Source organism: Mesorhizobium sp. CNPSo 4689 (genome assembly GCF_057784325.1).
Genome location: NZ_JBWLUZ010000026.1, coordinates 1 through 18,864, shown reverse-complemented (window position 1 = coordinate 18,864; position 18,864 = coordinate 1). Strand labels below are relative to the sequence as shown.

Here is an 18,864-nt window from a genome sequence, read left to right as displayed (position 1 = left end):
TTCAGCCCCCGGTCATCGGCGGGAACAGCGCGATCTCGCGCGCGCCGGCGATCTTCTCGCGGTGCTCGACATGTTCCTGATTGATGGCGACGCGGATCACGTCCGGGTATTGCAGTGCGTGCTCATATTCCTCGCCGCGCGACTTCAGCCAGCGCAGCAGGTCGGCGACCGTGTCGATGCCGTCCGGCAACTCGACCTCCTCTTCCGGCTTGCCGATCCGCTCGCGCACCCAGGCGAAATAGATGAGCTTGGTTGCCACGTCACTCGTCCATGATGTGCTTCAGGCCGGCGCGGAAATAGTCATAGCCGGTGTAGAGCGTGACTAGGGCGGCGATCCACAGCAGCACCAGCCCGGTCTGCGTGGTCAGCGGGAAGATCTTGTCTCCGGCCGGGCCGGCAAGTAAGAAGGCGATGGCGACCATTTGGATGGTGGTCTTCCATTTGGCGAGCTGCGTTACCGGCACCGACACTTTCAGCGCGGCCAGATATTCGCGCAGTCCCGAGACCAGGATCTCGCGGCACAGGATGATGATCGCCGCCCATAGCGACCAGCCGGCGATGCCGGCATGGCGATCGGTGTCGGCGGCTAAAAGCAGCAGGCAGGTGGCGACCAGCAATTTGTCGGCGATCGGGTCGAGCATCTTGCCGATATTGGAGGTCTGCTTCCAGGCGCGTGCAAAATAGCCGTCGAAGTAATCGGTGATCGAAGCGAGCAGGAAAATGGCCAGAGCCAACCAGCGGGCGAAGTCGCTCGACTTCAGATGGCCCTCAAGGAAAAAACACAGCACGACCAGCGGCACCGCGAGGATGCGGGCATAGGTGAGCATGTTGGGCAGGTTGAACGCGCGCTGGGCCATATTTTTGGGACTCTTTCTGCCTGCGTACTCAAATCAGAAGCGAATGTGGGGGGTCAACAGAACAATTTCGATTGGCCAGCCGAAAAAGACCCGGGGCGTATCGAAATTCAGGTCAGGCCTGAATAGCGATACACCTCGTCAACTCTCGTGGAAATGATTGTAGACCAGCTTGGCCACCTGCTCGGAAATGCCGTCGACCTTGACCAGATCCTCGACTGCCGCACGGCTGACCGCTTTTGCCGTGCCGAAATGGAGCAGCAGTGCGCGCTTGCGGCCGGGGCCGATGCCGCTGATCTCGTCGAGCGGGCTCTTGACCATCTCCTTCTTGCGCCGCGCGCGGTGGGAGCCGATGGCGAAGCGGTGCACCTCGTCGCGCAGGCGCTGGACGAAATAGAGCACGGGATCGCGCACCGGCAGCGAAAACGAGTCCCTGCCCTTGACGAAGAAGCGCTCGCGGCCGGCGTCGCGGTCCTGGCCCTTGGCGATGCCGATGGCCACGACGCGGTCCTCGATGCCGAGATCGGACAAGATCTTGCGCACCGCACTCATTTGGCCCTGGCCGCCGTCGATCAGGATGACGTCGGGCCAGGCCGGGAACCCGCCATTGCTCTCGATGTCGTCTTCCGTCTCGCCCTCGGTGCCAGCGTTTTGCGGCGCATCGCCATGCTCCTTCAGCAGCCGCGAAAAGCGCCGCTCCATTACCTCGCGCATCATGCCGAAATCGTCGCCCGGCGTGATCTCGGTCGAGCGGATGTTAAATTTCCGGTACTGGTTTTTCACGAATCCTTCCGGCCCGGCGACGACCATGGCGCCGACGGCGTTGGTGCCCATGATGTGCGAATTGTCGTAGACCTCGATGCGCACCGGCGGCTTGGCCATGCCGAAGGTCTCGGCAAAACCTGTCAGCAGCCGCGCCTGCGTCGAGGTTTCGGCCAGCCGGCGGCCAAGTGCCTCGCGCGCATTCTGCAGCGCGTTGTCGGTCAGGTCCTTCTTCTCGCCGCGCTGCGGCACGGAGATCGACACCTTGCGGCCGGCACGGGTGGAGAGCGCCTCGGCCAGGAGCTCCTGCTCCTCGACGCCATGCGACAGAAGAACGGCGCGCGGCGTCGGCTTATCGTCGTAGAACTGCGCCAGGAACGAGCCCAGCACTTCCGATCCCTCCAACGCCGGATCGGCCTTGGGGAAATAGGCGCGGTTGCCCCAGTTCTGGCCGGTGCGGAAGAAGAACACCTGGATGCAGACCTGGCCGCCTTCCTGGTGGATGGCGAAGACGTCCGCCTCTTCCACCGTCTGCGGGTTGATGCCCTGGTGACTCTGCACATGCGACAGCGCCGCCAGCCGGTCGCGATAGATGGCGGCGCGCTCGAAATCGAGGTCTTGCGAGGCCTGCTGCATGGCGCCGGAGATTTCCGTCTTCACCTTCTGGCTGCGGCCCGATAGAAAATCCTTCGCCTCGCTGACCAGCACGGCATAGTCCTGGTGCGAGATCTCGCCGGTGCACGGGCCAGCGCAGCGCTTGATCTGGTAAAGCAGGCACGGCCGTGTACGGTTCTCGTAGAAGGAGTTGGTGCAGCTTCTGAGCAGGAAGGCGCGCTGCAGCGAATTGATGGTGCGCCCGACGGCGCCGGCCGAGGCGAACGGGCCGAAATAGTCGCCCTTGCGCGAGCGCGCGCCGCGATGCTTGTAGATGCCGGGCGAAACGTGGTCGCCGGTCAGCAGGATATAGGGGAACGACTTGTCGTCCCGCATCAGCACATTGAAGCGCGGCCGCAAGCGCTTGATAAGATTGGCTTCGAGCAGCAGCGCCTCGATCTCGGTGCGGGTGACGACGAACTCCATCGTCGCCGTCTCGCGCACCATGCGACCGATACGACTGGTGTGGAAGCGCCCCTGCGCGTAGTTGGTCACCCGCTTCTTCAGGCTGCGCGCCTTGCCGACATAGAGCACGTCGCCGGCCGCATTCATCATGCGGTAGACGCCGGGCGCATTGGGCAGCCGCTTGACCAAGGTCTGGATGACCTCGGCTCCGACCATGCCGTCGGCATCGCCGGCATGCGGGGTCCAGTCTATTGCGGTGAAGGCGACGTCGGGTGCGGCTGAAACGGCTTCCGGTTCGACGATCTCCTCGGCCGCATCGTCCTCGAGGTCGATGTCGGGGGGCAGATCGTCGGCGGCGCTGCGCTGCTTGTGTTTGTGGTCTGCGGGACTCATTCCACCATGCCTGTCACATCGGGCGTCTGCCATGCAAGATGCTGGCCGCCATCGAGCGCGATCATCTGGCCGGTGATCGAGCGCGCCGCCCAGAGATAGCGGATGGTGGCGCCGAATTCGGGCAATTCAGGGCCACGCTTCAGGATCAACCCATCGACCTGCGCGGCAAAATCGGCGTCCTCCTGGCGCGTGTTCTTGAGCGTCGGTCCGGGGCCGATGGCGTTGACGCGGATGCGTGGCCCCAGCGCCTGCGCCAGCATCTCGGTCTGCCTCCACAGCGTCGACTTCGACAGCGCATAGGAGAAGTAGCGCGGCGTCGGCCGCCAGACGCGCTGATCGATGATGTTGACGATCAGCCCCTCCTCGCCCTGCGGCAGCGCGCGGGCGAAGTTCTGCGCCAGAAGCGCGGGGGCCTTCACATGGATGGCGAAGTGGCGGTCCCAAACGGCCCAGTCGAAATCCTCGCTGCTGTCGTCGACGAACAGGGAGGCGTTGTTGACCAAAAGCGTGACCGGGCCGAGCGCTGCCTCGGCGCGTCCCACGAGGTCGCCGACCGCGTCCATGTCGGTGAGATCGGCGCCGACCACGGCGGCGCGACCGCCGGCATCCCGGATCCGCGCGGCTAGCGCCTCTGCCGCGGCAAGCGAACCGTTGGCGTGGATGGAGACGGCAAAACCATGCGCGGCGAGATCCTCGACGATCGCCTTGCCGATCCGTCTTCCTCCACCTGTAACCAGCGCCGTTCCGGCGGCTTCGTTCATCCTGTCAATCCTCAATCGCGGCCACGATTCCGGCCTCCGGCAAATTATGACGCGCCTAGGGGTTAAATGCCGTTTCCACCTGGGGCAGGATTGTGGCAAAGCGGCCCGATCGGCGTTTCGGCTCGGCCGAGACTCGGCCAATTGAACCGCAATATAGGGCGCTGGACTCCTTGCACCAAGCCGAGTGCGGTGCAGCATGGCAAGCGTGCTGACATCTCGCTGTTGCGAAGATGCAACGTCAAGGTTCAGCCTCATTCGCGCCGGGGAATGACCCAAGTTCAGGTTCGCTTCAGCCGCATTTTGACACGACATTTGGAACATACGAACGCCAGATCCGTTTCACCCCCCGGACGGGTCGATGGCGATCGTGAAAAACAAGCCTGTGTCCTGTGGCTTAAGGAGTAAAGAACAATGCAAGCCAATCTCAAATTCGCACGGCCGCTGGCTGTTGTGCTCGGGCTCTTCGCCCTTGGTGGAACTGCCTACGCGGCGGACGTGGTCTCGGAAGAGCCGCCGGCACCGGCAGCCCCGATTGCCGAACTTCCGGTCGCTTCCTGGGCCGGCCCCTATGCCGGTATCAGCGCCGGCTATGGCTTTAGTGGCCATGCCGATGCCCGTGACGCCGGCGTCGACGTGAAGACCAAGGGCTTCGTCGGCGGCGTCTTCGGCGGCTATCAGTGGCAGCAGGAGAACTTCGTGTACGGCGCTGAAGCCGATCTCGGCTACAACGGCGTAAAGGGCGACAGCGACGGCATCGACGCCAAGGGCGGCCTCGATGGCTCGCTGCGTGCCCGCCTCGGCTATGCCGTGACCCCGGAAATCCTGCTCTACGGCACCGGCGGTCTCGCCGGCAAGAACCAGAAGATCACGGATAGCGTCACCGGCACCGACGACAGCAATGCGATGTTCGGCTGGACCGCCGGCGTCGGCACCGACATCAAGATCACCGACAACGTGTTCGGCCGCGTCGAGTACCGCTACACCGACTACGGCGACAAGGACTTCGGCTCTCTTGGCAACGTCAAGGTCAAGGACAACCGCGTCACCTTCGGCGTCGGTATGAAGTTCTGATTGTCGTTCAAGCCACGACACGAAAAGCCGGGCCTCGCGCCCGGCTTTTTTGTGTCTGGACCCTCCCTTCCCTGCACCCGAAAAATTGCCGTTGCGCCCTTTCCCGCCTTGTGCCTATAGTTAGTACGTGGCTCGCACGAACAAACAGCTTTAGCTGTGACAACCCGGTGGAAAGCCCCGAGATAGGGGGCGGGCGCGCGGGAGGCGAGCCGGAACACTCGCTCAACAGGGGATAGGAACGTGAACCGCTTTAATAAACTTTCGGCCGCGGCGCTGGTCGCGGCATGCCTCGCGCCGGCTGCCCATGCCGATGACAAGCTGAGGATCGGCATCGTCACCTTCTCGACATCCGACGTCGACACCAACCAGATGGTCGACACCATGACCAAGGAAGCCCAGTCCAAGGGCTGGACGGTGGAAACGCTCAATGCCAATGGCGATCCCTCGCAGGCGATCACCAGCATCAAGCAACTGGCGACCAAGAAGGTGAACGCCATCATCGTCACCGTCTTCGATTCGACCGGGCTGGCCGCCGGGCTGCAAGCGGCGGCGGATGCGAAGATCCCGGTGCTTTCGGCCGGCGGCGGCATGGCCGACGGCATTGCGCTTTCGGCCAGCACGGGCGCCGCACCGCCGCTGATCGACCTGATGCTGAAGGATGTCGGCGACACCGGCACACTGCTCGACCTCACCTATCACCCCGGCATACCGTGCCGCGAGCGCGCCGATGCCTTCGATGCGGCGGTCAAGGCCAAGCCGGGGCTCCAGGCGACCTCGCACGAAATCAGCATTCCGGGTGCCGCCGAATCCTCGCAGGCCGCGACCAGCGCATGGCTCGCCGCTAACGCCAATGCCAAGGGGCCGTTCGCGATCTTCAATTGCTATGACGACAACGCCATGGGCGCGATCGCGGCCCTGAAGCAGAACGGCCGCAGCGACGTGAAGGTCTATTCCTTCAACGCCACCGCACCCGCCGTGCAGGCGGTCAAGGACGGCACGATGACCGCCACGCTCGGCGTCGACCTGACCTCGGCCGGCAAGATGCTTGTCGACCAGATCCCGGACATCCTGGCGGCCGGCGACAAGTGGCAGCCGAAATCCTTCGTGCCCGGCTACACGCTGGTCACCAAGGACAATGTCGACCAGTTCATGAAGGACAATCCGCAGTAAACGCTGCAGATTGACGGTCCGGCCGGGCAAGCCCGGCCGGACCCGATTTCCATCATGAACAGAGCTGTCATGTCCGCTGACCATTCCCTGCCCGAAACCTCCGCTCCGGCGGAGGGCGCCTTGCCGGTCACGCAGGTCGGGTCTCTCCCGCCCGGCACGCGCGACCGGCGGGCGCTTCTGATGCGCCTTCTCGGCACCTACGGCACCATCATCGTGCTCGGCTCGATGCTGCTGATCTTCTCGGTGCTGCAGCCGGGCACCTTTGCCACCATTGGAAATTTCCGCAACATCATCAACGACATGGCGATCGGCACCATTGTCGCGGCCGGCCTCACCGTGCCGCTGGTGGCCGGCGATTTCGACCTCAGCATCGGCTATGTCGCGAGCTTCTGCGGGCTGCTCGTGGTCGGGCTCTTGAGCTATAGCGGCCTGTCGATCCCGCTTGCCATCGTGCTTGTCGTCGGCCTCGGCACACTGATCGGCATCGTCAACGGCATCGTCGTTTCCAAGATCGGCGTGAATGCCTTCATCGCAACCCTCGGCACCGGCACCATCGTCGTCGGGCTGAACTACGCCTATTCAGGCGGCATTCCGCTGCAGCTCACGCAGAGCCGGGAATTCACCAGCATCGCCATCGGCCGCATCGCCGGCGTGCCGCATCTCGTCATCATCATGGCCGTGGTGCTGGCGCTGCTGTGGGTGATCCTCAACCGCACGGTGCAGGGCCAGCACATCAAGGCGATCGGGGTGAGCCCGGAATCGGCGCGCCGTGCCGGGGTCGCCGTCGACCGCAGCCGCATCGTCGCCTTCGCCATCGCCAGCACCTGTGCCGCGATCGGCGGCGTGTTGATGGCCTCCAATCTCGGCTCCGGACAGGTGACGGCGGGCGACAGCTTCATGCTGACCTCCTTCTCGGCCGCCTTCCTCGGCTCGGCGGCACTCAGGGAAGGCCAGTTCCACATCCTCGGCACGCTGATCGGCGTGCTGACGGTCGCGGTCGGCAACAATGGGCTGGCCATGATCGGTGCGCCGATCTTCACCCAGTTCCTGTTCACCGGCTCGCTTCTGGTCGTCGCCGTGGCGCTCGGTGGCATCGGCCGCCGCTACGGACGGGGGTAGCCATGGGCCAGGCTTCGCTGCTTTCGCTCCGCCACATCTGCCGCAGCTTCGGCGGCATCCAGGCGCTCGACAATGTCTCGCTCGATATCGCCAGGGGCGACATCATCGGCCTGGTCGGCGACAATGGTGCCGGCAAGTCGACGCTGATCAAGATTCTGGCCGGTGCGCATGATCCGACCTCCGGCGAGGTGATCCTCGAAGGGCGGCCGCAGAAACTGTCGCCACCAGCCGAGGCGCAACGCCTCGGCATCGAGACGGTCTATCAGGACCTGTCGCTGATCGGCACCTTCACCGCGGCCGAGAACTTCTTCCTCGGCCGCGAGCTGGCGCTTGGCCGTGGCCCGGCGTTGCTGCGCTGGATCCGCCGCAAATCGATGGGCGACACCGCGATACGAGGCCTCGAGCAACTCAACATCGACATCCCCGGCGTGCGCAGCAAGCCGGTCGACCGCATGTCCGGCGGCCAGCGCCAGCTGGTGGCGATCGCGCGCGGCGCCTTCTGGGGCCACAAATTGCTGCTGCTCGACGAGCCGACCGCCGCACTTGGCGTGCGCGAATCGCGCGAAGTGCTCGACCTCATCCGGCGGCTTGGCGCCCAGGGGCTGACCATCGTCATGGTCACCCACAATCTCGATCACCTCTGGCAGGTGTGCAACCGCGTGGTGGTGATGCGCCGGGGCCGCAAAGTCGCCGATCTGGCCAGCGCCGTCACCAACATGGAGGACGTCGTCGCCTACATCACCGGCGCCAGGGAAGCGATGACGCCCCGCTCCGCCATCGCGGAGGCTGGCACATGAGCGCGACCGACACGATGACGCTGCGCCGGCTGCTCGCCGACGCTCCCAATCGGTGGGGACATTGGGGCGCCGAGGACGAGATCGGCGCGCTCAACTATCTCACCGCCGACGAGGTCAAGCGCGGCCTGGCGAGCGCGCGCCACGGCCGCACCTTCACGCTCGGCGTGCCAATCGCCACCCATGAGGGCGATGCGGTGTTTCCCGGCCGGTGGCCGGCCAAGCATTTCATGGTCGCCGACAAGACCGGCTTCGAGAACGGCCACTGGCACCCGCTGCCCGGCGGCCTCGAATTCGCCGACGACTACGTCACCGGTTTCGCGCAGGCCGGCACGCATTGCGATGGGCTCGGCCATATGTGGTTCGACGACACGCTGTGGAACGGCTTTCCGGCATCGAGCACCAATGGCGGCATGACGAGGGCCGGCATCATGCCGATCGCCGAGCGTGGCATCGTCGGCCGCGGCGTGCTCATCGACATTGCCCGCTTCCGCGGCAAGCCGGCGCTGGAACGCGCCGAGACCTTCACGCATCTGGACCTGATCGAGTGCGCACGGGCGCAAGGTGTCGAGATCCTGCCGCGCAGCATCCTGCTTGTCCGTACCGGCTGGGTCGGCGCACTGGCGGCGGGGCACGAGAGGATTGGCGAAAACTATTGGGAGCCTGGGCTGACCTTCAGCCTCGATCTGGTGCGCTGGTTCGACGAGATGCAGATCCCCAGCTTGGTCACCGACACGCTGGCCAACGAGACGACCTACGAGCCGGAGACCGGGCTGATGCTGGTGCTGCACGCGGCACTGATGCGCAATCTGGGCGTCGTCTTCACCGAGATGGCGTCGCTCGATGCGCTGGCGGCCGACTGTGCCGCCGACCGCCGCTACGAAGGTTTTTATTGCGCGAGCGCCGCCAAGGTCAGCAAGGGCACCGGCGGCTCGGCAAATCCAGTGTTCATCAAATAGACGGAAATGGCTTCATGACTTCTGCAGAAACGCAGCTTTGCTTCCTGCCGGCCACGGAACTGGCCGAGCGCATCCGCCGCCGCGACCTGTCGCCTGTTGAAGTGACCGAGGCGTATCTGCGCCGCATCGAAGCGCGCAACCCGGTGGTCAACGCCTACACGCTGGTGCTTGGCGACGAAGCGATGGATGCCGCGCGCGTCGCCGAAAAGGAGGTGATGGCCGGCGGTCCGCTCGGTCCCCTGCATGGCGTGCCGGTCGGCATCAAGGATCTCGACGACGTCGCCGGCGTGCCGACATCGATGGCCTCGCGGGCCGTCAAAAAACGGGTGCCGAAGACCAGCGCGGCGGCGGTCGAGCGCCTGCTCGGCGCGGGTGCCATCGTGCTCGGCAAGACCAACACGCCGGAGTTCGGCCACAAGGGCATCACCGACAATCTGCGCTTCGGACCGACCAGCACGCCGTTTGCGATCGGCTACAATTCCGGTGGCTCGTCAGGCGGCAGTGCGGCGGCGGTGGCCGACGGCATGGCGGCGCTGGCGCAAGGCACGGACGGCGGCGGGTCGGTGCGCATCCCCGCCTCGTTCAGCGGCTGCGTCGGCTTCAAGCCGTCCTTCGGCCGCATCCCGTCGGTGACGCGTCCCGACGGCTTCCTGTGGGGGCATCCGCTGGTCCATATCGGACCGCTGACGCGCACCGTGGCCGATGCCGCGCTGATGGCCAAGGTGATGGCCGGCCCGCACAGCCGCGACCCACTCAGCCTGCCCGACGACGGCGTCGACTATGTCGGCGCCGTGCAGGCGCCGGCGCGAAAGCTGCGCGTCGCCTACAGCCCACGCCTCGGCAATTTTCCGGTCGACCGCCAGGTCGCCGCCGTGATTGCCGACGCGGTCGAGGCGATGCGGCAGGGCAGCGTCGAGGTCAATGAGGTCGAGCTCGATTTCAAGGCCGACCACAAGGAGCTCGCGGCGCTCTGGGTGCGCACGATCTCGATCCACTATGCGGCGATCGCCGTCTACTGGAAGCAGGAAGGCATCGACCTGATGGGCGAACACGCAGCAGTGCTGACGCCGCAATTCTTGGCGATGCTGGAGGGCGCCTACAAAGTGTCGGCGGTCGAGCACGCGCTCGACGACCAGTTGCGCACCGGTGTCAGCGACGGGCTGGAAGACGTGTTCGAAACGCATGATCTGATCGTCTCGCCGACGCTCGCGGTTCCACCGGTGAAGAACGCGACCGACGGCAACACGATCGGCCCGACCTCGATCAATGGCGAGGTGGTCGATCCGCTGATCGGCTGGTGCATGACCTACCCGATCAACTACACCGGCCACCCGGCGATCTCGGTTCCGGCCGGGCTGACGCCACAGGGCCTGCCGGTCGGGATGCAGATCATCGGGCCGCGCCATGCCGACGAAAGCGTGCTGAACATGGCCGCGCGCTTCGAGCGAATGCGGCCCTGGTTCGGGAGTTTTCCGGGGCTGACGGGGAGGTAGGGGCGGCGGCGCTGGTTCTCCCTTCTCCCCCTGTGGGAGAGGGTGGCCGAGCGAAGCTCGGACGGATGAGGGGTGTTGGAAGGATCGCTACGCTGAATAACTAAACGCTTAAAATCCATCGATATTTTGACGCCGCGTTTCTTCCGGCACCCCTCATCCGTCTCGGCGCTTCGCGCCGATCCACCTTCTCCCACAAGGGGAGAAGGGAAAGGCTAGATCGGCAGTTGCAGCAGCTCGGAAATCACCAGCCCCGCTGCGCCCAGCAGCGCGGCGCCATCGCCCGCGTCGCCGGCGATGAATTCGATCTGGCCGCCCGGTCGCGCCGGCACCATGGCGCGGACGTGGGCGGCGATGGCTTCGAGCAGGCGCTCGCCGCCGAGCACGACATCGCCATGCAGGATAAAGATGTTGGGCGCCACCGTCTGCTGCAGATTGGCGATGCCGACGGCGACGTTGCGGGCATAGCGGTCGAGCAGTTTCTCGGCGCCCGGCACCTGACGCGCCGCCATGTCCGCGAGACGGCCGGAATCGATCAGCTCGGGTTCGGGCAGGCCCGCACTGGCTGCTTCGCGCCGAAGCCAGCTCAGCGTCGCGATGGTGTCCCAGCAGCCGCGCCGGCCGCAGCGGCAGAGTTCGCCGTCGAGCTGCACGAAGGTGTGGCCGAGTTCGCCGCCGGCGCCCGCCGTGCCGCGATAGAGATGACCGTCGAAATAGAGCGCGCCGCCGAGCACCTCGCCAGTGAAGACGACGGCGAATTGCCTGACGCCGCGCCCGGCGCCGAACCAGCGATCGCCGAGCAGCAGGGCGCGCGGATGGTGGTCGAGCTTGACCGGCAGGCCGAAGCGGCGGCCGAGCTCGTCGGCGAGCGGATAGCGGTCGAGCGCGGGCGCCAGGTTGACGGTGACGATCGAGCCGCGATCGGTGTCGACCATGCCGCCGACGCCGACGCCGATACCGAAGGGCGTGCGCCGCGCCTTGGCCAGCGTGTCGCCTACACACTCAGCAATCGTCTCGATGATCGGCTGGACTGGCCCCCTGCCGTCGGGCAGCGCCATCTTGCGCTCCACCTCGATCTTGCCGTCGAGCGTCGACACGCAGGCATGCACCGCGTCCGGCATCAAGAGCACGCCGCAGATCGGACGCGCATTGGGCGAGAACCACAGCGGCCGCGCCGGCTTGCCGCCGCCGGGATTGGCGGGGATGGGATCGCTTTCGACCAGCACCTGGTCGTCGATCAGCGGCTGCACGATGCCGGAGATGGTGGTGCGGTTGACGCCGGCAAGCCGCGCCAGCTCGGCGCGGCTGGTCGGCCCCATGTCGAACAGGGTCTGCAGCACGCGGCCGCGATTGGTCGAGCCGACCATCGAGGACGACAGCAGCGCCTTGCGCGGCCGCCCTGCCCGTTCGACGCCGGCGCCATCGCCGGGCGGCGTGAACATGCCGTTGCGTGCGCCATTCGGGCTGTCGTCGTCGGTTATGTTCATTACAAAGGGTTCACGCCGCCATTCTTAAAAACCTTTCTAGCCCAAGAGCTTGCCGGTTTCGAGAACTTTGTACGAGCGGGCAACAAACTTGGCCGTTCAGGCAGGTGCGCATTCGCTCCGACCTCAGGGCGTATCGGCAGAATTCGACGGAGCTTGCTGAAAACCCTGATGAGCGGGAAGCGACTGCAGCCGGTCGAGCCATTTCACCCGCGAGCGCATGAAGACCTGCGCGTCTGGTTGGTATTCGCCCGGGTCGGTCATCGTGGCGGCGTGGACGTGAATTTCCGAAGGCCATTTCCGGGAGCGGAAATAGAGCCTTGTGCCGCAGGACGAGCAAAATCCCCGAAATGTTCCGGGGGTGCTCTCGTAATGCACAATTTCGCCGGTCCAGTTCAGATGCTCCGGCTTCATGCCCAGGAAGGCCGTGACGGGGGAGGACGTGGCGCGCTGGCAATCGGCGCAGTGACAGACCAGGTTGCGCGTCAAGGCTCCGGAGTAGGTCCAGGTGACTGCCCCGCACATGCAATTTCCCGTAAGATAGACCATCGCACCCTCTCCTCGCCGTGCGCCCCTCGGCAACATTGACCTGGCGGAGCCCAGAATGCGCTGCGCCATCTGTTCAGGCGCGCTTCTTTGCGACCTTGGCGGGTTTTGATTTTGGTGGAAGCGTGCCGACGAATGCCAGTGCGAGATCGACCCAGCCGCCAAGATCGGCTTTTGTCGCTGTGCCTTCCGGCGCGACATGGACGTAGCCTTCCATCGAACGCCCGCCCATTTCCATAGGGCGTGCATGCGGACGTGCGACCGCAGCGTCATGCGCGGCCTTGCCGACGCGGACCAGCAGCCCGCGCTTCGAGGTTCCGACGAGCATGTTTCCGTTGACGAGAAAGCAGGTGCCGCCGAACATCTTCTGCTCGGTGAAGGCGCGCTGGCCAAGGGCGGCGCGCAGACGCTCGAGCATGGGATCCGCTGTGCTGCTGGTCGTGGTGACTGATCTCGGCATGCTCACCGCCCGTGTGCGATTTGCAGGGCGACAGGCAAGCACGAAAACGGTCAATATGGAAGTGGAGCGCGGCGGCCAAGCTGCCGATCTCCCCCTCGTGGGGGAGATGTCCGGCAGGACAGAGGGGGGCGCGAAGGAACTCGATCGTCGACCCCTCTCGATGTGGGGATGCTTCCAATAGGCAGGCCGGCGGGACAGCGCCCCCCTCTGCCTTGCCAGGCATCTCCCCCACAAGGGGGGGAGATCGGCAGCTTCTACCCCGGCACCGCGCCCTTCAGCTCCGGGAACTTCTCGTCAAAGCGCGCCGCCCAGCGGGTCAGCCGGCCGCGACCCTTTTCCCATTTGCCGGCGAAACGCAGCGCGAGATAGCCGAGGCAGGCGCGCAGCGCCATCTGGCCGGCGGTGATCTTCTTCGGCAGTTTCGGCGGGTTGGCGTTGAGCAGGTCGAGGGCTGCGGTGATCTTTGCCCACTGGCGGTCGAGCCAGGGCTGATAGACCATCTCCTCCGCCCGCGTGCGCCGCTCATAGACCATCGACAGTGCGCAATCACAGATGCCGTCGGCCATGGCCTCCAGCACCTCGGCCTCGAGCCGCTTGTCGGAATTGCGCGGAAACAGTGCGTTCTTCGACAGCCGGTTGAGGTGCTGGGTGATGGCACGGCTGTCATGGATCGAGCGGCCATCGTCGAGCACCAGCACCGGGATCTTGCCGAGCGGATTGGCTGATATCAGATCGGCTGGCTTGTCTTCGGTCTTCACAGGCACGAGATCGACGGCGATGCCGGCATAAAGCGCCGCCATACGCACCTTGGAGCTATAGGGGGACGTGGAGGCGTAGAGCAGCTTCGGCATGATCGGTTCCCTGTTTGCGGACCGGCACTGTCGACCGGGCGCCCTGCCCGCGCAACAAGCCAGAAAGAAAAAATCCTGCCGCCAGGCATTGGCGCTGCCTTCGGCGATCGAGAGCGCCTGGGCGTCTACACGGAAGTGTTAGTAGTGAAGGTTGTGGGCTAGATCTCGCGTTCGCCGACTATGCGGCCGGCCGCGATCCGGTGCTTGAAAAGGCTCTCGCGATGGCGAGGTAGACCGGGCTTCTTGCCCGTCTTTCACAGCAACAAAAAAGCCCCGCCGGACTTCGCCGTGTGGCGAAGTCCTGGGAGCTGCGAAAGATATTACGTCCGCCCCTCTTTTCGTGCGCCTCAACACCGGTGCGGAGAGCGCGGTGCATCCAAGGCACCCGCCCTCATGTCCCGGTACTGTCCCCGGCGCGCGAAGAAACGCGATTACTTCTTCGCGGCCTTCGCAGGCGCCTTCTTGGCCGGCGCGGCCTTCTTCACCGGTGCCGAAGACTTCGCCGCGGCTGCCTTGACCGGAGCCTTGGCTGGCGCTGCTTTCTTCGCCGCAGGTTTCGCCGCAGCCTTTGCAGCCGGCTTCTTGGCAGGTGCTGCCTTCTTTGCCGGTGCAGCCTTGGCCTTGGCCGGTGCTGCCTTCTTCACTGCGGGTTTCGCCGCGGCCTTTGCAGCCGGCTTCTTAGCCGGTGCTGCTTTTGCCTTGGGCGCTGCCGCCTTCGGCTTGGCAGCGGGTGCTGCTTTCTTCACTGCAGTCGCGGCCTTCGCCGCTGCTGCTTTTACTGGTGCTTTCTTTGCCGGTGCCTTGGATGCCGGCGCTTTGGATGACTGCTTAGCCATGCGATGCCCCTTGCGTTGTTGCCGATGGCCGTTAGTGACCCGGCGTGTCATGCTTATCTGACTCGCGCGTGTCTAGCCAGCGAAGCATTACATTGATTTTAGCAGATTAAATTTCGGTTACGAGCGCAATGCGAGCGTGCTGATCGTCGAAGAATTTCGTCATGCATCTTTGATCTCGCAACGAAGTTCTGCGACGGAAATTCTTCGCGCTCTATCTTGGTCGATCTTGTCGACGCGCTCAGGGTTTTTCGAGCAGCTTCGACCGCAGACATCGACTGCGCGTTGCGAAGATCATGCAGAGTTTCCGGATCACTCGCTTTGTCTTGCCCGTGCGACGAACAGAGGAAAGGACGAAAGCAACACGACAGCCGCGACGTCGCATCATCTTGCGGCATGAAATGAAAAGTGAGCTTTATGCTCACATTTTCTGGAGATCACGGCGCTCGCGAAAGAATGCATTCCAGCCGACATCGTCAGACCGGAAACCATATTATGATCAGGCGCTTAGCGGCTCGAGCACCGCCTGCAGCCGGCGCGAAGGCTCAGTCTGGTGGAGATGGACGGCGAAAGTGTCCCATGGCGGCGCGATGGAAATCTGCGAGAGCATGCGCCCGACTTCGCCGCGATGGAGCCGCCATGGATGATGACATGGGTCAGCATCTCCTGGCGCGACATCGATCCCTTGTCGCCGTCGGTGAAGACGAACGCCACGGGCTCGGACAGATGGTCCGGGGCGACGGTTTCCAGATAGTCCAGATACCAGCGACCCATTGCCGCGACATCGGTGCGTAGCGCGTCGAGCGCGGGCGTGTCCTCGGTGTTGTCGGCGCTGCAGCCGTGGCGAGCGCCGGTGAGATGCGCCGCAAATATTTTTGACACGACGAGGTTGTGATTGAGGAGACGGGTCGCGACGAGGCGCTCCTTGCCGTGTGTATGTGAGTCGAGGCTCGCGAGTTTCTCCAGCAACTCGTCATCGGCCCAGGCCTGGTAGGCGAAGAGGCTGCGAAGCAAAACCAGTGCGCTCATGGTCGGTATCCCTTTTCCATGAATGTGAGTATGTTGTTTATATTCTTGCGGAGACGGATCAGACATGTCTACTCGCATTGCAAAGCCGCGCTCGCGCATGCGCAAGGAGCCGAGCCAGGCGCGTTCCAGGGCAACCGTCGAGGCGATCATCGAGGCGGGTGCTCGCGTTCTGAGCGATCTCGGATGGGCCGGTTTCACCACCAACAAGGTGGCCGAGGCGGCCGGTGCCAGCATCGGCTCGCTCTACCAGTATTTCCCCGACAAGCTTTCGCTTGTCGAAGCGATCCGGCGCCGGCACTTCGATCAGGTCCTCGCGGTTATCAGCGATGCGGCAGCCGACGAGAAACCGCTCCGGCAATTCGCGCGCGAACTCACGCGCGGCATGATCGCGGCGCACAGCATCCATCCGACGCTGCACCAGGTGCTGCTCGACGAAGCACCAGGCGATCGCGGCTCAAGGGCCGCGCATGCCGCTTTCCAGTCGCGCTATCTCGAACACTATGCGGCTGCCGTGGCGCAGTATCGCAGACGCACGAAAGACACCGAGACCGTGACGCGCGTGTTGTCCTCCGCGGTCGAGGGCGTGATCCACAATGCGGCGCGACGCGGCATGCTGGAGGCGCCGGAATTGCAGAAGCAACTCGTCGATCTGATCTGCGCTTACCTGTCCGGACAGCACAGAGCCGCGCCGCGGTGAGACAGCGGGAGCGTCACGGCCGGTAGCCGAGGCATATGGCTCCGAGGGCGACGACGGCGCAGGCGCCAACGCGCCTTGGCGTGAGCATCTCGCCAAGGAACAGCCGCCCGATGAAGGCGGCGAAGACGACGCTGGTTTCGCGGATCGCCGTGATCGGACCGGCCGGCCCCAGCGCAAAGGCGGCGACGACGACGCGATAGGCCAGCAGCGCGAACAGACCGCCGCCCAGCGCCTTCCAGGTTTCAGGCGCGCCGAGGTCGACAGCGAGCCTGCCGCGCATGGCGATGAAGGTCGCCGGTAGCAAGGCGCCGTAAAACACCAGCACCCATGCCGTGTAGGCGCCGCTGTCTTGCGCCGCGCGAACGCCGATCGCGTCGACAGTCGCGTAGGCGGCGATGATCGCTCCGGTCGCCAGCGCACAGAGGATAGATGTCGTCGACGCCCTCCCCCTGCCCAGCGAAAGACCCATTATGCCGCCGGCAACAAGCGCGACGCCGACGATCTCCGGCATGGTCAGCTGCTGGTCGGCAAGAAAGAAGCCGCCGAGCGCAACGAGCAGCGGCGCGCTGCCGCGGACGATCGGATAGACCTGCCCCAGCTCGCCATATTTGTAGGCGGCGACCAGGAACACGCTGTAGCCGACCTGGAGGCAAGCCGAGAGCACGACATAGGGCCAGGCCGCCGCCGCCGGGAGCGCATGGAAAAGGGCGAAGGGGATGGCGACCAGCGTGCTGGAAAAGCTCATGACGGTGACCGTCCACAGCCGGTCGGCCCCGGTGCGCAGGAAGGCGTTCCAGCTGGCATGCAGGATGGCCGCGAACAGCGCCAGTCCGACGACGGTCGCGCTCATTGCGGCACGCTCGCAGCGGCGATGATGGCGGCTGCAGCCTTGCGGGCATTGCCGATGGCCGGCTGCCCCATCTGCGCCATCAGCGTTGCGCCCTCGATCAGCATCAGCAAGGCGGCGGCCGCGCCTTCGGCCCGGTCGGGCGGCATCACATGCTCGAGGATTGCCTGCATGCGCGATCTCAGGCCGTTCTTCTGCCTGGCAACTGCCTTGAACACCGGATGCCCGGGATCGCCGAATTCAGCCAGCGCATGCGCGAACAGACAGCCGTGGAAGTCGGCGCTGCGAAACCAGCGCTCGTGCCAGTCGAAGATTTTTGAGATTTTCTGCTCAGGCGTGATGCCCTCTTGCTCGAGCCGGTCGAGCTGACGGTCGAAACGCCCGGCGCGATAGTCCAGCACCTCGACGATCAGCTCGTCCTTGCTGGGAAAGTGGCGATACATCGTCATCTTGGCGATGTCTGCCTCGGCGATGATCCGGTCGATGCCGGTGGCGTGGAAACCGCCCTGCTTGAACAGCGCATAGGCGGTGTCGATGACATGCTGGCGTTTGCCGGAAGCGGATGAACGCGTCATGTGATCACCAAGTGATGAGACAGGTCTGTCTCTTTTTAGATGATGATGGCGCTTTCTGTCAACTGGCAGGGGGTTCCACGATTCAGGTCGGCGCTGCCCCTCACCGTATAGTGACGGGGAGAGGGGCGACGTCGCCCGCTTTCGCCAATTGCCAGCGGTCAAGAATAGGGAGCCGACAGTGTGGCCAGCCCCCTTCTCCCCGTCACTACACGGGGAGAAGGTGCCGGCAGGCGGATGAGGGGCGGCGCTAGCGTTAGCGATTGGCAGCCTCTGACCGAACAGCGCAATCATGCGTCAGAAGCAGTAGCCTCAGCGCGTGGCGACCACGGCGACGCCGGCGCCGATCATCACGCCGCCCGCCGCCCGGTTCACGCGACGCACGATCCTGGGCGTGCGCAACAGGTTGCGGGCGCGCGCCGCAAGGATGACGTGGCCGCCGATCACCACCACCTCGACAGCCAGGATCACCGCCATCAGCACGCCGACGTGTCCGGGGGTGAGCGATGCGCCTACCACATTCGGCAGCAGCGCGACGTAGAACAGCGGCATTTTCGGATTGCCGAGGTTGAGGGCGATGCCTGTGGCGAAGATCGTCAACAACCCGCGCCCGCCCGAACGGGCTGCAGTTCCGGCACAACGGGGACCGCAGTCCACAGCCTGACGCCCATCCAGATCAGGTAGGCCGCTCCACCATAGCGAAGCACTGTCATGACCACCGCCATCTTGGCGGCGATGACCGACAGGCCGAAGGCGGCGAGCACCAGAAAGATGAGGATGCCGACCACAGTTCCGGCACCATAGGCGATGCCCGATGCCGCGCCGCCGGAGATCGTGCGGGCGACGATCGTCATATTGTCAGGGCCTGGGCTGGCGGCAAACACGAAGAAGGCGGCCGCAAAGGCAAGGAGGGTCACAAGATCCATGACGGTACCCGAAACGGTTGTTGCTCTCGGGCGTTCAGACTAGAGCGGGATGAACTTAGGTTGGGCATATCCGGCTTCAGTGAAGTAATTTTGGCATTCGTTTGAAGTGACGGTGCCAAGGATTTGGCCGATAGCGCCACAGACGGTTTCGACTGTTCGCTTGGCAGCCTTGCGCAGCCAGTGCTTG

19 protein-coding genes and 1 pseudogene are annotated in these 18,864 nt (G+C 64.7%); 8 read left to right on the top strand and 12 right to left on the bottom strand.

Features of this window, described 5'->3' with window-relative positions; all coding sequences use genetic code 11:
• Nucleotide 1: 1 nt before the first annotated feature.
• The 4 genes from moaD to AC04SI_RS25025 form a co-directional block, all read right to left on the bottom strand.
• Complete coding sequence (gene moaD / locus AC04SI_RS25040; RefSeq protein ID WP_404280897.1) at nucleotides 2–259, bottom strand: molybdopterin converting factor subunit 1; 258 nt, start codon at nucleotides 257–259, stop codon at nucleotides 2–4.
• 1 nt (nucleotide 260) lies between these two features.
• Nucleotides 261–857, bottom strand: a complete 597-nt coding sequence (gene pgsA / locus AC04SI_RS25035) for a CDP-diacylglycerol--glycerol-3-phosphate 3-phosphatidyltransferase (RefSeq protein WP_006201585.1) — start codon at nucleotides 855–857, stop codon at nucleotides 261–263.
• Nucleotides 858–995: 138 nt separating this feature from the next.
• Nucleotides 996–3,068 carry an excinuclease ABC subunit UvrC gene (gene uvrC, locus AC04SI_RS25030; protein WP_488475065.1) on the bottom strand — a complete coding sequence of 691 codons (2,073 nt, stop codon included), beginning with the start codon at nucleotides 3,066–3,068 and terminating at the stop codon, nucleotides 996–998.
• The gene (locus AC04SI_RS25025; RefSeq protein ID WP_404280893.1) at nucleotides 3,065–3,829 is read right to left on the bottom strand and encodes an SDR family oxidoreductase; all 765 of its coding nucleotides are present in this window, start codon (nucleotides 3,827–3,829) and stop codon (nucleotides 3,065–3,067) included. The genes uvrC and AC04SI_RS25025 overlap by 4 nt, the downstream gene beginning before the upstream one ends.
• A 411-nt stretch (nucleotides 3,830–4,240) precedes the next feature.
• On the opposite strand from AC04SI_RS25025, the gene AC04SI_RS25020 reads away from it, so the two are divergent.
• From AC04SI_RS25020 to AC04SI_RS24995, 6 genes are all read left to right on the top strand, one after another.
• Entirely contained in the window at nucleotides 4,241–4,900 is a 660-nt protein-coding gene (locus AC04SI_RS25020; RefSeq protein ID WP_404280890.1) for an outer membrane protein, read from the top strand.
• A 240-nt stretch (nucleotides 4,901–5,140) separates the two neighbouring features.
• Nucleotides 5,141–6,070: a sugar ABC transporter substrate-binding protein gene (locus AC04SI_RS25015; protein ID WP_404280888.1), complete on the top strand. Its 930-nt coding sequence runs from the start codon at nucleotides 5,141–5,143 to the stop codon at nucleotides 6,068–6,070.
• Between the two features lie 54 nt (nucleotides 6,071–6,124).
• On the top strand, nucleotides 6,125–7,189 hold the full coding sequence (locus AC04SI_RS25010) for an ABC transporter permease (RefSeq protein WP_404280886.1): 1,065 nt from the start codon (nucleotides 6,125–6,127) through the stop codon (nucleotides 7,187–7,189).
• Nucleotides 7,190–7,191: 2 nt separating this feature from the next.
• Nucleotides 7,192–7,986 (top strand): ATP-binding cassette domain-containing protein, encoded by a 795-nt coding sequence (locus AC04SI_RS25005; protein ID WP_404280884.1) that lies wholly within the window; start codon nucleotides 7,192–7,194, stop codon nucleotides 7,984–7,986.
• Nucleotides 7,983–8,942: a cyclase family protein gene (locus tag AC04SI_RS25000; protein ID WP_488475064.1), complete on the top strand. Its 960-nt coding sequence runs from the start codon at nucleotides 7,983–7,985 to the stop codon at nucleotides 8,940–8,942. Before AC04SI_RS25005 ends, AC04SI_RS25000 begins: the two co-directional genes overlap by 4 nt.
• A gap of 14 nt (nucleotides 8,943–8,956) precedes the next feature.
• On the top strand, nucleotides 8,957–10,435 hold the full coding sequence (locus AC04SI_RS24995; protein ID WP_404280878.1) for an amidase: 1,479 nt from the start codon (nucleotides 8,957–8,959) through the stop codon (nucleotides 10,433–10,435).
• A 212-nt stretch (nucleotides 10,436–10,647) separates the two neighbouring features.
• On the opposite strand, the gene AC04SI_RS24990 is transcribed toward AC04SI_RS24995, so the two are convergent.
• The 4 genes from AC04SI_RS24990 to AC04SI_RS24975 all read right to left on the bottom strand — a co-directional run bounded on the left by AC04SI_RS24990 (nucleotide 10,648) and on the right by AC04SI_RS24975 (nucleotide 13,773).
• Complete coding sequence (locus AC04SI_RS24990) at nucleotides 10,648–11,919, bottom strand: ROK family protein (protein ID WP_404280876.1); 1,272 nt, start codon at nucleotides 11,917–11,919, stop codon at nucleotides 10,648–10,650.
• A gap of 123 nt (nucleotides 11,920–12,042) precedes the next feature.
• Nucleotides 12,043–12,465 (bottom strand): GFA family protein, encoded by a 423-nt coding sequence (locus AC04SI_RS24985; protein WP_404280873.1) that lies wholly within the window; start codon nucleotides 12,463–12,465, stop codon nucleotides 12,043–12,045.
• Between the two features lie 73 nt (nucleotides 12,466–12,538).
• Nucleotides 12,539–12,922, bottom strand: coding sequence for a TfoX/Sxy family protein (locus tag AC04SI_RS24980; RefSeq protein ID WP_404280871.1), 384 nt, complete (start codon nucleotides 12,920–12,922; stop codon nucleotides 12,539–12,541).
• A gap of 254 nt (nucleotides 12,923–13,176) precedes the next feature.
• Complete coding sequence (locus AC04SI_RS24975; RefSeq protein WP_488475063.1) at nucleotides 13,177–13,773, bottom strand: glutathione S-transferase; 597 nt, start codon at nucleotides 13,771–13,773, stop codon at nucleotides 13,177–13,179.
• A 393-nt stretch (nucleotides 13,774–14,166) separates the two neighbouring features.
• On the opposite strand from AC04SI_RS24975, the gene AC04SI_RS24970 reads away from it, so the two are divergent.
• Complete coding sequence (locus tag AC04SI_RS24970; RefSeq protein WP_404280867.1) at nucleotides 14,167–14,670, top strand: hypothetical protein; 504 nt, start codon at nucleotides 14,167–14,169, stop codon at nucleotides 14,668–14,670.
• A gap of 443 nt (nucleotides 14,671–15,113) precedes the next feature.
• Here the strand turns inward: AC04SI_RS24970 and AC04SI_RS24965 are convergent, their stop codons facing one another.
• Nucleotides 15,114–15,635 carry a DinB family protein gene (locus AC04SI_RS24965; RefSeq protein ID WP_404280865.1) on the bottom strand — a complete coding sequence of 174 codons (522 nt, stop codon included), beginning with the start codon at nucleotides 15,633–15,635 and terminating at the stop codon, nucleotides 15,114–15,116.
• 97 nt (nucleotides 15,636–15,732) lie between these two features.
• On the opposite strand from AC04SI_RS24965, the gene AC04SI_RS24960 reads away from it, so the two are divergent.
• Nucleotides 15,733–16,332 (top strand): TetR/AcrR family transcriptional regulator, encoded by a 600-nt coding sequence (locus AC04SI_RS24960; RefSeq protein WP_404281064.1) that lies wholly within the window; start codon nucleotides 15,733–15,735, stop codon nucleotides 16,330–16,332.
• Nucleotides 16,333–16,345: 13 nt separating this feature from the next.
• Here the strand turns inward: AC04SI_RS24960 and AC04SI_RS24955 are convergent, their stop codons facing one another.
• From AC04SI_RS24955 to AC04SI_RS24945, 3 genes and pseudogenes are all read right to left on the bottom strand, one after another.
• Nucleotides 16,346–17,182, bottom strand: coding sequence for an EamA family transporter (locus tag AC04SI_RS24955; protein ID WP_488475062.1), 837 nt, complete (start codon nucleotides 17,180–17,182; stop codon nucleotides 16,346–16,348).
• Entirely contained in the window at nucleotides 17,179–17,754 is a 576-nt protein-coding gene (locus tag AC04SI_RS24950) for a TetR/AcrR family transcriptional regulator (RefSeq protein ID WP_488475061.1), read from the bottom strand. The genes AC04SI_RS24955 and AC04SI_RS24950 overlap by 4 nt, the downstream gene beginning before the upstream one ends.
• Nucleotides 17,755–18,063: 309 nt before the next feature.
• A pseudogene (locus tag AC04SI_RS24945) lies at nucleotides 18,064–18,677 on the bottom strand (LysE family translocator).
• Nucleotides 18,678–18,864 lie beyond the last annotated feature (187 nt).